This is a genomic window from Cupriavidus sp. 05T313 (assembly GCF_056396665.1).
Genome location: NZ_JBFTLX010000197.1, coordinates 1 through 13,320, shown reverse-complemented (window position 1 = coordinate 13,320; position 13,320 = coordinate 1). Strand labels below are relative to the sequence as shown.

10 protein-coding genes are annotated in these 13,320 nt (G+C 68.4%); all 10 read right to left on the bottom strand.

Annotated features, from left to right (window positions below):
• Nucleotides 1-89: 89 nt before the first annotated feature.
• The 10 genes from AC1DKD_RS30750 to AC1DKD_RS30705 all read right to left on the bottom strand — a co-directional run bounded on the left by AC1DKD_RS30750 (nucleotide 90) and on the right by AC1DKD_RS30705 (nucleotide 13,302).
• The gene (locus AC1DKD_RS30750) at nucleotides 90-956 is read right to left on the bottom strand and encodes a MipA/OmpV family protein (protein ID WP_441637478.1); all 867 of its coding nucleotides are present in this window, start codon (nucleotides 954-956) and stop codon (nucleotides 90-92) included.
• A gap of 55 nt (nucleotides 957-1,011) precedes the next feature.
• Nucleotides 1,012-2,400 (bottom strand): hypothetical protein, encoded by a 1,389-nt coding sequence (locus AC1DKD_RS30745; RefSeq protein ID WP_477144097.1) that lies wholly within the window; start codon nucleotides 2,398-2,400, stop codon nucleotides 1,012-1,014.
• Nucleotides 2,397-4,031, bottom strand: coding sequence for a VWA domain-containing protein (locus AC1DKD_RS30740; RefSeq protein WP_477144096.1), 1,635 nt, complete (start codon nucleotides 4,029-4,031; stop codon nucleotides 2,397-2,399). The genes AC1DKD_RS30745 and AC1DKD_RS30740 overlap by 4 nt, the downstream gene beginning before the upstream one ends.
• Nucleotides 4,032-5,066 (bottom strand): vWA domain-containing protein, encoded by a 1,035-nt coding sequence (locus tag AC1DKD_RS30735; protein WP_441637472.1) that lies wholly within the window; start codon nucleotides 5,064-5,066, stop codon nucleotides 4,032-4,034. It abuts the gene before it with no gap.
• Entirely contained in the window at nucleotides 5,053-5,607 is a 555-nt protein-coding gene (locus tag AC1DKD_RS30730; protein ID WP_477144095.1) for a DUF4381 domain-containing protein, read from the bottom strand. Before AC1DKD_RS30730 ends, AC1DKD_RS30735 begins: the two co-directional genes overlap by 14 nt.
• 19 nt (nucleotides 5,608-5,626) lie before the next feature.
• Nucleotides 5,627-6,610 (bottom strand): DUF58 domain-containing protein, encoded by a 984-nt coding sequence (locus tag AC1DKD_RS30725; RefSeq protein ID WP_477144094.1) that lies wholly within the window; start codon nucleotides 6,608-6,610, stop codon nucleotides 5,627-5,629.
• Nucleotides 6,607-7,590, bottom strand: a complete 984-nt coding sequence (locus AC1DKD_RS30720; protein ID WP_441637240.1) for an AAA family ATPase — start codon at nucleotides 7,588-7,590, stop codon at nucleotides 6,607-6,609. Before AC1DKD_RS30720 ends, AC1DKD_RS30725 begins: the two co-directional genes overlap by 4 nt.
• 100 nt (nucleotides 7,591-7,690) lie before the next feature.
• Nucleotides 7,691-9,343 (bottom strand): arylsulfatase, encoded by a 1,653-nt coding sequence (locus AC1DKD_RS30715; protein WP_441637238.1) that lies wholly within the window; start codon nucleotides 9,341-9,343, stop codon nucleotides 7,691-7,693.
• Between the two features lie 77 nt (nucleotides 9,344-9,420).
• Nucleotides 9,421-11,928 carry a spermidine synthase gene (locus tag AC1DKD_RS30710; protein ID WP_477144093.1) on the bottom strand — a complete coding sequence of 836 codons (2,508 nt, stop codon included), beginning with the start codon at nucleotides 11,926-11,928 and terminating at the stop codon, nucleotides 9,421-9,423.
• A gap of 258 nt (nucleotides 11,929-12,186) precedes the next feature.
• Nucleotides 12,187-13,302, bottom strand: a complete 1,116-nt coding sequence (locus AC1DKD_RS30705) for a formylglycine-generating enzyme family protein (RefSeq protein ID WP_441637246.1) — start codon at nucleotides 13,300-13,302, stop codon at nucleotides 12,187-12,189.
• Nucleotides 13,303-13,320 lie beyond the last annotated feature (18 nt).

Sequence of the window (13,320 nt, the reverse complement as noted above, 5' to 3'; positions counted from 1 at the left end):
CTTCAGGGGTGTCCACAAGCTTTCCTTGGATTACGGCTCTGTCTTTTGCGTTTCCGGGTGTTGTTGCCGGTATGGATTTCCATGCTTGTCTATCTCCAGGCATAGGCGATGCCAGCGCCATAAGTGATCTGGTTGCGCGTGCCGCGCTGCGTCACGATAGGACTGTCTCCGGCACTGCCGGTGAGCCGCTGTCCGTAGACCATGGCGCCGGCGTACCAGTTCTTGTCGATCTGGAAAACCAGCGCAAGCCAGCCGGTCACCTGCTGCAATCCGCCGCCGGGCGCGTAGACGGGCAGGCCGCTGCGCGCGGCATCGTCCGGCGTCACACCGTAGTAGGTCTGGTTGAAGCCCTGGCTCACCCAGCTTGCGCCCAGCCCGGCCCCGGCATATACCCGCGGATGCAATGGCACCCAGCCGCTCCCGTTGACACTGAGGCGCGCACCCGTGTAGACCACGCCCGCATTTGTCACCACCGCCACGCTGCCGCGCAGCCGGTAGGGAATGCTGCCCTGGTCCAGGTACTCGTAGCCGATGAAGCCGCCCGCCTCCACCGTGGTCTTGATTTCGTGAATCTGGGAGACCACGGGATCGTCGACATCCTTGCGCCCCAACCGGAGCGCCCCTGCGGGCCCCCACTGGAAGCCGGTGACGCCACCAAAGTTGTATTGCGCATAGGGTCCGTACCATTCGAACAGGTGGCCGCCTGGCGTGACATAGCGCACCCCCGGCACCACGCCGATCATGCGGTCCTTGCCGCCGGCGTATTCCGTCGTGGAGCCAAAGCCGGCGCCGACCATGTTCGGCAGGGAATTCGGCAGGTCCACCGGCCCGGCGGCGGCCTTGCCGGACATGACGGCTGCCAGCAACATGGCGATCGACAAGCGCAGCGCGCCGGCGGTGCGCCGCCCGGCCGGGGGGGATGATGCGAAACAAGCCTGCAGCGGAGGTGGAAGCATTGTGGAATCGCTCCGGATGGAAACCAAGCTTAGACCAGCCATGGCGGCGTGCTTGCTAGCCACTGGCCGGATTGAGCGGTGGCAAAGATCTCGCCGCATGATGACCGGAACGCGTGGAGCGGCGCACCAGCCCCGCCCTGGCTTCATCCAGTGCCTTGCCCAGCGCGGCTGGCGGCACATCGCCTTGTGTGGCCGCCGCGCCATAGCGGCTGGACAGCAGTTGCTCCCCCGCCGTGGCAAAAGTCGCGCTGCCGGCGGCGCGTTCGGCATCGCCAAGCGCCGCGGGGCGCCCAAGCACAGCGGGCGCGCGCCGGGCCACCCGGTCGAGCCAGGCGTACAGGCTGCTCACCAGTGCGCTGGCGTCCTCGCCCTGCTGCGCGCGCCGCAGCCGCGCAAAGGCGGCGGCCTCGGAGCTTGCATAAGCCAGCCGACGCTGGCGCCGCCAGGCCTTCAGGCGCCCAACCGCGCGGATCAGCCGGGGCAACAGCAGCCAGGCCGCCAGCCCCAGCACCACCAGCACTGCGGCGCAATAGGCTAGCCATTGCGGATCCAGGCGCGCATGGCGTCCCGGCAGCGCCGCCAGGGGCTCGCCCGGAATGCCAACCGGCGGCTGGTAGCCGGGGTTGGCGGAAGCGGAAAACCGCAATGGGGGCACCRTGGCCGTGCGCAACTTGCCAGCACGGATGTCCCACCATTGCACGCTCACCCCCGGCAACTCGTAGCGGCCGGACTTCTGCACCAGATAGGTGGCGGCATCGACCCGGCGCCCGCCCAGAAAACCCTGTCGCTCCTGGCTGATGTCCTGCACGCGGGGCGCCTTGGGATAGACCGCGAGCCCCGACACCGGCCCAAATGGCGTGGGCGGCAGCAGCATGGCCTGCACGCCGTCGGCGCTGATCTCGATGGTCCGCGTAAAGGCGTCGCCCTGCTTGAGCGTGCGCAGGTCATGGTCGATGGACTGCGTCAATTCCAGCCGCGATGTCCCGATAGCGTTCTCCGCGCCGGCCGGGCGCGGCACCGTCTTGACTTTCAGCGTCAGCGCGGGGGTGCGCACCTTTACCACCCCGCTCACCTGCCCTACCTGCAGCGTGAGTTCCAGCGGCGCAATGGCAAGATCGCCGCCGGTCTGCGGCGTGACGATGTACGAGCGCGATACGCCGAACCACTTCACGCCCTGGATCTCTTCGCTCAGGTTGGTGGCATCGTCGCCCGGCGGGCTGACGATAGCGCCGGGAATCTCCAGCACGGGAAAGACCGGCGCCTCGGTGAACCAGTTGGTAGTCAGCGCGTCCACCACCAGCTTGACAGGCTGGCCCTGCGCCACCGCGCCGCCTGGCTCCAGATGCGCGCGCGCCATCGACCGCGGCCCGTCAGCCAGGACCGGCAGCGCGATCAGCAGGCCCAGCAAGGCGACAATGGTGGTGTAGAACAGGAGGCGTTTCATGGCGCGGCCTTGCCCTGCGCCGGCTGCTGCGCCTCGATCTGGAACTTCTGGCGCAGGAAATCCGCCGGCGAAATCTGCAGGTTACGCATCCATAGCTCGGCGTTTTGTTGTTGCACGCGGCTCATATCGGCCTTTTCCTTCTTGCCGCCATCGTCCTTGTCGTCGAACTGGATTTTGTCCGGCGGCGTGTCCGGCGCTTCCTCGCCGTCGTCTTTCTTCTTCTTTTTCTCCTGTTCGATCAGCGCCGCGATGAGGGCTCGGTTGGCGATGGCCTGCGCAAATCCGGGGCGCCCCTTGAGCGCGTTGTCATAGGCCGAAAGCGCACGCGGATAGTCCTTCAGCTGCGCATAGCAGTTACCCATCATGAAAAAAGCATCCGGGGTGGCCAGGGCGGCAAACGCGGTCAGCGCGCCCGCGAAGTCGCGCGCGCGGTAGCTGGCCCAGCCACGCCATATCGGGTCCTGGAAATGCGCCGCGGCGGCGGTGTAATCCCCGCGCTCGAAATGCCAGCGGCCTTGCTGGTCGGGGGTGAGGAAGGCATCCAGGAAAAACGCCTTGATCGATGCCGTCGTGAGGACCACCGGCGCCGCCACCGCCGGGCGCGGTGCCTGCACAAGCAGGGCCACCAGCAGCGCAGGCAGCCAGCGCACCACCCAGCCGCGCCGGAACCAGAAGGCAGCCAGCAGCGCGATGGGGATGGTCAGGACGTAGCCCGCCTCCTTCCAGCGCACCTCGGCGTTCTTCTCCTGCGCGGCCTGCATATTGCGCACCGCGCGGCGCTGTACCCAGTTCACATCGTCGTCGTCCAGCGTCAGGCTGGCCAGCGGGATGTCGGCATCGGACGAGAGCGCCTTCAGCGCCGCCAGGTCCAGCGTGCCCTGCACCGGCCGGCCCTGCTGGTCGGTGGCCACCCGGCCATCGGCGGTACGGATCGGGCCGCCCTGGGTAGTGCCGGCAGCCAGCACCAGCACCTGCACCTGGCTATTGCGGGCGTGCGCGGCAAAAACGGGGATTTCCGCCCGGTCGAAGCCATCGGTGATGAACAGCACGGTGCCCGCGGCCGACTCCCGGGCCAGCAGGGTGTCGGCGAGCGCCAGCGCGGCGGCGGCGTTCTTGCCCGCGCGCGGCATCATGCCGGTATCCAGCGCGTCCAAATACAACGCCATGAACTGCGGGTCATCGGTAGGCGGCACTACCATGTGCGCCGTGCCCGCGTACACCACCAGCCCGGTGCGCGAGCCCGCGCGCAGCTGCATCAGGTCGCGCACCTTCTGCTTGCCGCGCTCCAGCCGGGTGGGCGCCAGGTCCACCGCGTCCATGTTGCGCGACAGGTCGATGGCAACCACCATCGGCGCCTTGTCCTCGGTAAACGGCGGCGGCTCGCGCTCCCAGGCCGGCCCCGCCGCGGCAAGGCCGATCAGAACCAGCGCGGCGCACGCGCCGTGTACCGGCCGCAGGCGCCAGCCGCGCCCGCCATCGACGATCAGCCGCTCCAGCAGATGCGGGGCGATCACGCCCCGCCAGCGCCGGYGTGGGTCGGAGAACCGATGCCAGGCGAAGACAATCAGCAACGCCGCCGGCATCAGGAGCAGCCACAGGGGGCGCAGGAAATGGAACTCACCGAAATCCATTCAGTGCCCCGGTTCCGGCGCGACGCCCTGGCCACGGTCCACCAACGGCTGGCGGCGCGGCCGGCGGATGGCGCTCAGCAATAGCATGACCGCGTGATACAGCAACAGCAGCATGCCCGCCGCGGCGAGCGGATAGTAGAAAAGATCGCGCTTGGGCTGGTGCGACTGGCGCTTTACCTTGACTGGCGTGATCCGGTCCAGCGTCGCGTAGATGGACTCCAGCCCGGCCAGGTCCTCGCCACGGAACGAGCGGCCTCCCGTCATGCTGGAGATCTTCTGCAACGCACCCAGATCGACCTTGTTCTCGCCCGTGGCGTTGATGTCGCCGATGCCGATCGTATGGATGATCAGCCCCTTGTCCCTGGCGATCCGCGCGGCCTGCTCCGGCGGCACCTTGCTGGCAGTGTCGTTGCCGTCCGTCAACAGGATCAGTACCTTCTCCTGCGCGGGCGATTTTTCGGTCATGCGCACGCCCACGCCAATGGCGTCGCCAATCGCCGTCTGCGGGCCCGCCATGCCGATCTGGACTTCGGCGAGCAAGGCCTTGACGCTGTCGTGGTCCATGGTGAGCGGCGCCTGCGGGAACGCCGCCGCGCCAAACACGATCAGGCCGATGCGGTCTTCCTTGCGGCGGTCGATAAACGTGCTGACCACCTGCTTGACGGCGGTAAGCCGGTCCACGCGGTGGCCGTCGGCTTGCGCGAAATCCCTGGCCTCCATCGATTGCGACAGGTCGATCGCCAGCATCAGGTCGCGCGCCGGCTCGGTGCGCTCGATCGGCGGGTCCACCCGGACCGGCATGGCCAGCGCGGCCACCACCAGTGCCCAGCACAGCGGCGCCAGCAGCCGCTGTGCCCAGTTGCGGCGCATCACCACCGCGCCCTCGGAGGGCCGCAGGCCGGAGCGTTCAGCCATTTCCTCGAAGAACGGCACGCGCACGGCAGGCATGGTTTCCCGGTAAGCCGGCAGCAGCAGCCAGACCAGGATGGGCAACAGCAGGACCAGCGCGGCCCACGGGTGGTCAAAGGTGAGCATGGTGCTGTCCGATCCAGTCGCGCAGCAGCGCAATCAGCGCCGTCACTTCGGCAGCCGGCGGCGGGCGCTGCCCGTAGGCCAGCTCCGGCAGCAGCCGGCCAGGGCCATTGCTGAAACCACCGCCGCGCCAGGTGCCATCGAGATAGTCCAGCCATGCCTGCGCGGACAGGCTCGCCACCTGCGTGCGCGGCGCGAACGCCAGCACCACGCGCTTGACCAGCGCGGGCAAGGCGGCAAGCGCGTCGCGGCGGCTGTCGGCGCCGGCCGCCGCGGCCAGGCCGGCTTCAATGCGCGCCAGCTCCGCGAGCGCGTCGCGCCGGTAGCGGTTTGCCTGGCGGCGCCGCCAGGCGCGCCAGGCCAGCAGCCCGCCCAGCGCCAGCAGCAAGGCGGCCAGCACGGCCCAGCCCCAGGTCTGGGGCAGATAGGACGCAGGCGGCGGCAAGGCGATTTCCTGCAGGTTTGCCAATGTGCCGGCGGCCTCCGGTGCGCCTGCACCTGGCTGCACGRCATCGGTGGCGTAGGAACGGGTCAGGTCTGCCATGGAGTATCCGCCGCGCGCCTCAATGCCGGCCTGGCGCTTTGCCGCGCGGCGCCAGGCGTCCCAGGAAATGCCGCAACTGGGCCAGGGCCTCACCCTCCGTGTCGATCGGCATCATCGGCACGCCGCTGCGCTTGAGCAGTTCGGTGACCTCGTGCAGGCGCCCGGTGAAGAAGGATTCGATCGGCTCGCGCGTGGTCTTGTCGCCCATGTCCAGCTCGACCTGCAGATGCCCTTCGGTCACGACCATGCGGCCGGTGTGGTGCGGCACCGCCTGGAACAAGGGATCGAACACCATCGCCGCGATCACGCTGTTGTGGCTGGACAGCTGGCGCAGCAGGTCCTGGGTACGCTGGCCGGCGCCCGCGAAATCGCTGATCACGCAGATGAGGTGGTCGTGCCCGGCCAGTTGCAAGGCGCGCTCCAGCGTGCGGTCGAGCTGGCCGTAGACGGGCCGCGCCGCGCTGTCGGCGTGCAGCGCCTGGTTCATCCGGGCGATGGCGCCCAGCACGGCCTGCACGCGGGCACGGCTGCGCAGCGGCCGGATCAGCGTGGTATCGGAGTCGTTAAACACGATCGCGCCCACGCGGTCGCCCGCCTGCAGCGCCATCCAGGCGCACAGCCCGGCAAACTCCGCGGCCAGCACCGATTTCATCGCCCGCCTGGAACCGAAGAACATCGGCATGCGCTGATCCACCACCAGCAGTACCGGCAGGTCGCGCTCCTCGGTATAGACGCGCACCAGCGGCTTGCCCATGCGCAGCGAGGCCTTCCAGTCCAGGTKGCGGACATCGTCGCCCTGCTGGTAGCCGCGCAGTTCTTCGAAGTTCAGGCCGCGCCCGCGAATGCGCGAGCCGTGCTTGCCCGACAGCACACTGGCGTGCGGCTGGCGCATGGTGAAGCCCAGGTCCCRCACGGCCAGCTCCAGCCGGGCCAGGTGCGCGACGTCGACCCACACGGTGCCGAGCTCGCTCCCGCGCACCACCGGCATCGCGGGATCCTTCATGCGGGCACGGCCACGACTTCGACCAGTTTGTTCACCACCGCGTCGGCGTCCAGCCCGTCCGCGCTGGCGTCGTAGGACAGGATCAGCCGGTGCCGCAGCGTGGGCAGCGCCATCGCACGCACATCGTCGGGCGTCACGTGATCGCGTCCGTCCAGCCAGGCGTTGGCGCGGGCCGCGCGGTCCAGCGCTATGCCGCCGCGCGGGCTGGCGCCCAGCGCGATCCATTTCGCCAGTTCGGCGTCAAAGCGGGCCGGCGTGCGGCTGGCATTGACCAGGTCGATGATGTAGCGGTCGATCGCGTCAGCCACGTGGACACCGTGGATCTCTTCGCGCGCGGCAAAGATCGCCGACTGCGGCACCCTGGCCTGCTCCGCGCGGGGCGTAGCGGGCGCCGCGCTGCCCGTCTCCTCGCCGCGCACGAGGCGCAGCACATCGCGCTCGTCGTCGGCTGCGGGATAGGTGATCAGCACCTTCATCAGGAAGCGGTCCATCTGCGCCTCGGGCAGCGGGTAAGTGCCTTCTTGCTCGATCGGGTTCTGCGTGGCCAGCACCATGAACAGTTCAGGCATGGGATGGGTGGTGCCGCCCACCGAGACCTGGCGCTCCTCCATGGCTTCGAGCAGCGCGGATTGCACCTTGGCCGGCGCACGGTTGATTTCGTCGGCCAGGATCAGGTTGCCGAACACGGGGCCCGGCTGGAAGCGGAAGCTGTTCCTGCCCGCCTCCTGGTAAAGGATGTCCGAGCCGGTGATGTCGGCGGGCAGCAGGTCCGGGGTGAACTGGATGCGGCGCATCTGCGCGTCCAGGCTCGCGGCCACGCTCTTGACCATGCGCGTCTTGGCCAGCCCGGGCACGCTCTCCAGCAGCAGGTGGCCGTTGGCCAGCAGGCCGATGACGATCTGCCGGATCACTTCGCCCTGCCCTTTGATGGACTGCTCCACATGCTGCTGCAGCGCCGCGATTGCCTCTCTGGAACTCATTGTCCAAGTCTCTCGTAGCCTCGGCCGCAGGGCCGGGGTAAGTCGCGAGAATGGCCCGCCAGCAGGACCGACGGGCCACATCGTTACACAACAGCCGCGGCTACTTTTTCTGCGACCTCAGCTTCTCGATCCGCTCGTCCACGGACTTGCGCACCTGGTCCACGCTGAAGCTGGCTGGCTTCTGGCTTGGCGGGTAGGCCACGAAGGTCTCGAGGAACACGGATGCCTTCATGGTGGCGATGCCGGTCAGGTAGGCGTTCTTGGTCATCCAGTCGTAGTACTGGTCAGAGGCGACATCTGCGCGCTCATAGGGGTCCATGCGCAAATTGAAGATCTTTGGCAGTCGCAGGCAGGTGAAGGGATTGGCCCAGACCTGCATGCCCCCCGGCGCGCGTTGCTCGCAGAAGACAGCCTTCCAGTCGCCAAAGCGCATGGCCACCAGATTGCCGTCATCGTCAAAGTAATAGAACTCTTCGCGCGCTCCCTTCGCATTCTTGCCTGTCAGGTAGTCAAGCTGGTTGTAGCCGTCCAGGTGCACCTTGAAACTCTGCCCGGATTTCGGCGACCAGCCCTTCAGCAGGCGATCCTTGACGGTGGTATCGCCCACGGCGGCCAACAGGGTCGGGAACCAGTCCAACCCGGAGAACATCTCGTTGGAGACTGTTCCCGGCTTGATGCGCCCCGGCCATCGCACCATGGCGGGCACCCGGAACGCCCCCTCCCAGTTGGTGTCTTTCTCGCTGCGGAACGGGGTGGTTGCCGCATCCGGCCAGGAGAACTGGTTGGGCCCGTTATCGGTCGTGTAGACCACGATGGTGTCTTTGGTGATGCCCAGGTCATCCAGTGTCTTCAGCAGCTTGCCCACATCCTCGTCATGCTCCAGCATGCCGTCGGCATACTCGTTGCCGGGCATGCCGCTGCGGCCCTTCATGGAGTCGCGGACATGCGTGAACAAGTGCATGCGGGTGGTATTCATCCAGACGAAGAATGGCTTGTTGTCCTTGGCTTGCTTCTTGATGAACTCCTGCGCTGCGGCAGTAGTCTCGTCGTCGATCGTCTCCATCCGCTTCGTGGTCAGCGGGCCGGTGTCCTGGACCTTGCCATCGGCGAACGAGTGGATCACGCCGCGCGGCGAGAAGTTCTTCGCGAACGGGTCGTTCTTGTCCTTCGGCCAATAGGGGCGCTCAGGCTCCTCCTCGGCATTCAGGTGGTAGAGGTTGCCAAAGAACTCATCGAAGCCATGCGCTGTCGGCAGGTACTCGTTCTTGTCCCCAAGGTGGTTCTTGCCGAACTGCCCGGTGGCATAACCTTGCGCCTTCAATGCCTGGGCAATCGTGATATCGCCCTTCTGCAGGCCCACCGGCGCACCCGGCGCGCCGACCTTGCTCAGGCCGGTGCGCAACGGCGTCTGCCCGGTGATGAAGGAAGAGCGGCCCGCCGTACAGCTGTTTTCGGCGTAGTAGTCGGTAAACATCATGCCCTCGCGCGCGATGCGGTCGATGTTTGGCGTCTTGTAACCGACCACACCCATGCTATAGGCGCTGATATTGGTCTGCCCGATATCGTCGCCGAAGATCACAAGGATATTCGGCTTCTTGGCGGACGTGCTGTTCGGCGCGCTCGCTGACGCCTTGGCAGGCGCGTCCGCTGCCATTGTGGTGGTTGGCGCGGTTACCAGCCATCCGGCGGCCGCGATCGGCACCGCCACCGCGAGCGCGATAGCCGCTCGCTTCAGTGAGCGATTGATTCGCATGTGTGCTCCTCCTCTGTTACCCGACCGCTGCCGGCGGCCCCGGTTTCCCCAATCCGTGTTCTCGAATCTCTCGTTGCTCAGTCCCGCATGCCCAGCATGCGGCGGAAGTACTGGTTGGCCTCGCCGCCCTGCACGGCCAGCCCGATCTCTTCCCGCCAGCGCTGCCGGTCGCCGGCGTAAGCGGCAAGCGTGGCCGCGTAGAAGTGCATCAGCCGGCGACGCTCCTGATCGATATCCGCCTGAAAGGCAGGGTCTGCGCCGCGCAACGGCGGTGCCATATACAGATCCAGCAAGGCGGGCAGCACGCGCGATATCTCGTCGCGCCGCACCCAGCCCGCGTATTCGATCAACGGCCGATCGTCCGTCACGGCCGGCGCGCCGGCGGCGTAGCGCTCCAGCCCTTCCCGTCCCGTCACCCAGGTGGCGAGCAGCGCGGCGGGCGAATTGATGCCGACCTCGCGCAGGGCGCCGGCCACGGCTGACTGGTTGAAGCGCGCCTGGATGCGCGCGGCGTCCAGGTCCAGCGGCGCATCCGAGCCCACCAGCAGCATCTCGTGCACCTCGGTAGTCCAAAGCGAGGCGTGCGGGAACGCGTCAAGGAAGCTGCGCACCAGCGCGCGGGAGTCTTCGTCGTTCTGCGTGGCCAGCGGCAGCCACTGGGCAAACAGCCCGCCCGGCTGCAAGCGGCTGCGCGCCAGCTCGTAGAAATCGCGCGAGTAGAGATTCACCACGCCGGCAGCCGATGGCGGCGGCGGCTCCAGGGTGATCAGGTCGTAGCGCTCGGGGCAGCGCAGGAGTTCATGGCGGCCGTCGCGCACGCGGATGTCGGATCGGGGATGGCGGCTGACGTCGTAGTTGCCCCGGAACTCCGGCACGGCACGCACCACCGCGGGCAGCAGCTCGGCCGTGACGCGGCGTTCCAGCCCCGGGTATTGCGYGAGCGCGCCCGCGGTAATGCCGGTGCCAAGCGCAACCACCAGCGCCGAGCGCGGCTCCTGCGTGTGGACCAGCAGCGGCAGCAAGGCCTGCAGCCGCATGTAGCGCAGCGACCCGATGGCGTCGCCCGAGTTGGAAACACCTGAGATGTACAGGCGCCGGAAGCTGGCGCCCGGCCTGCCCTGCTCGATCACGGCGACCGTGCCGCCAGGGCTTTCCTCGTAGGAGACCAGGGTGCCGTCCTTGGCCTCGGCCAGCAGCCGCGCGAGGCGATCGGGCGGCGTCAGCACGGCGGCCACTGCCACGCAGACGCCGATGCCCAGGGCGGCCGCGCACAGGGCGGGCCGCACGCCGGGGCCGCGCAGCACGGCAACCGTGCCCACCGTAGCCGCCGCGGCGGCGAGTATCCCGAGGGTATGGACAAGGCCTAGCGCCGGCACAAGCACGAAGCCGCTCAGGAAGGTGCCGGCGATGCCGCCCGCCGTATTGAGCGCCAGCACAACGCCGACGTCGCGGCCGATATGACCGGGTTCGGCACACAAGCGCAAGGCTGCGGGAAACGCCGCACCGAGCAGCATCGTGGGCGCAAACACCACGCACAGCCCCGCCAGTGCAAAGCGCGCGCACATTGCGGCCAACTCGCTGCCCGTGGCCGCCATGACCACGCCTGCCAGGCTCACCTGCAACTGGACCAGCCAGTTCCCGAGCCCCGCCAACTGCAGCAGCGCGACCAGGCCCGCGAGCCCCACCAGCACGCCAAACACGCCCCACGGATCGCGCACGCGGTCGGCAAAACGGGCGTAGATGGCGCTGCCTGCCACCAGGCCGCCCAGGTAGGTGGCCAGCACGATGGTGAAGGCAAAGCTGCGCGTGCTCATGAACTGCACGATGATCTGCGACCAGACGACTTCATAGCCGAGCGCGATGCCGCCGGCCACGGCATAGAGCCCCACCGCCAGCCGTGCCCGCGCTTGCGGCGCGGCCACGGGTGYGGCCGCGGCGGCATCGATTGCCCGAGGCGCGCTGGCGCGGCCAAAGCCAAACGCCGTTGCCGCCAGCGCCAGGTTGACCAGCGCAGCGGCCATGGCGGCGCCACGCACGCCAAACGAAGGCACCAGCATGAAGGTAGTCAGCAAGGCGCCGGCCATGGCGCCCAGGGTATTGGCGGCGTAGAGCCCGCCGCCGGTACGCGCCACCTTGCCCGCCGGCGGCGCGCAGGCCGCCATCAGCGCGGGCAAGGTGCCGCCCATCAACAAGGCAGGCGCCCCGATCAGCGCGAAAGGCAGGCACCAGGCCAGCAGGCCGGCGCGGCTCTCGATCGCCACGAACCACGGTGCCGCCTGCGCCAGCCCGAGCGTGGCGCCAAGGCCCAGCACCGCGATGCCGAGTTCCAGCGCGGCGTAGAACATCAAGGGCCGTGCCGCGCGGTCCGCGCGCCGGCCCAGCGCCCAGCCGCCGCAGGCCAGGCCGAGGAAGAACGCGCTGACACCCGTGGTGACGGCATAGACGTCAACGCCAACGATCAACGCCACCTGTTTGATCCACAGTACCTGGTAGACCAGCGCGGATGCACCGGAGGCGAACAGCAGCGCCGCCAGCAAAGCCCCATGCGTCTCTGCCGCTTCCAGCGCCAGGGGCCGTGACGGCATTGCGGGCCGTCCCGGTGGCGGTGCCGCCATCGCGGCTGAATGTGCCCGGTTCCTGCTCATCTGTCCCAGCCTCCGCGTGCATCCCATCCCGCGCCGTGCGGGCGCCGCCGCCCCGCTACAAGCGACCGGTCCCGATCCGGCTCATGCGTGTCATGCCTTCCCTGTCAACGAACCGCGATTCGCCAGGCAGCAGGCGAAAAACTGCCACCGGCACGCAGGCCCCTGCCGCGCCGCGCTTCGGAAATGGTTCCGCCCCGCTCAGCCTGGCCGCGGGCCACCTGCGGCAGCCTGTGTAGCGGGCTTGCCGTCCCTGGCCTGCTTCCACTGTGTGTCGTCCACCACCAGCCGGAAGCCGAGGTGCGACATGCTGTTGTACGGATCGGTGCCGCGCCTGGCGCTGGGGCGATAGCTCAGGCAATAGTCTTCATTGCAGAGGAAGGACCCGCCGCGCGTGACGCGGCGCGGTGCGGCCACGGGGACGCCGGGCTCCGAGGGATCCCACGAATCGGCCGGGCCGACAGGGTTCTCGATCGGCCTGGCGCTCACGGCTTCGCGCCGGAACTGGTCGGCGCGGTACCAGTCCGCCACCCACTGCCAGGCGTTGCCGGTCATGTCGGACAGGCCGTAGCCGTTGGCCGGGAACGTGCCCACCGGGCTGGTGCCGAGCGCGCCGCCGGCCTTGGCGCTGACCACCGGGAACGGCTGCGCTTGTTGTCCCTGCCAGACGTTGGCCATCTGCCGGCCTTCCGGGGCGAACTGGTCGCCCCAGCCATAGGTCGCCTGTTCCAGCCCACCGCGCGCGGCGAACTCCCATTCGGCCTCGGTAGGCAGGCGCTTGCCGGCCCATTTGGCGTAGGCCTGCGCGTCTTCATGGGAAACCTGAACCACCGGATGATCGTCCTTGCCGGTGATATTGCTGTCGGGGCCGCTGGGATGCCGCCAGTCCGCGCCGGGCACATAGCGCCACCAGCGCGAGTAATCCTGCAGCGGCACCGGCCGGCTGGTGCCGACGAACACCATGCCGCCCGCCACCATCGCCGAATCGGGCGGACGCGGCGTGCCGGGCGGCAACTGCACGCGCAGCGTCTCCCAGTCCGGTTTGCGCTCGGCCGTGGTGACATAGCCGGTAGCGCGCACGAAGGCGGCAAATTGCGCGTTGGTGACGTGGTGGATATCCATCCAGAAACCATGTACGCGCACCTTGTGGGCCGGCCGCTCGTTGGCCTGCGCCAGCTTATGGTCGCTGCCCATCAGGAATTCCCCGCCCGGCACCCAGGCCATGTCGCTGGGGCCGCGCGTGCCATCGCCGAATACCGCTTTGGCCCGCAACTGCGCGGTGCCGCGCGCCTGCCACCAGGCTGCGCCGCCGCCCACCGCCGCGCAAGCCAGCAC

Bases quoted from the DNA above. Each gene is read 5' to 3' on its own strand.
- AC1DKD_RS30750 (WP_441637478.1), bottom strand. From the start codon at position 956: ATGCTTCCACCTCCGCTGCAGGCTTGTTTCGCATCATCCCCCCCGGCC.
- AC1DKD_RS30735 (WP_441637472.1), bottom strand. From the start codon at position 5,066: ATGCTCACCTTTGACCACCCGTGGGCCGCGCTGGTCCTGCTGTTGCCC.
- AC1DKD_RS30720 (WP_441637240.1), bottom strand. From the start codon at position 7,590: ATGAGTTCCAGAGAGGCAATCGCGGCGCTGCAGCAGCATGTGGAGCAG.
- AC1DKD_RS30715 (WP_441637238.1), bottom strand. From the start codon at position 9,343: ATGCGAATCAATCGCTCACTGAAGCGAGCGGCTATCGCGCTCGCGGTG.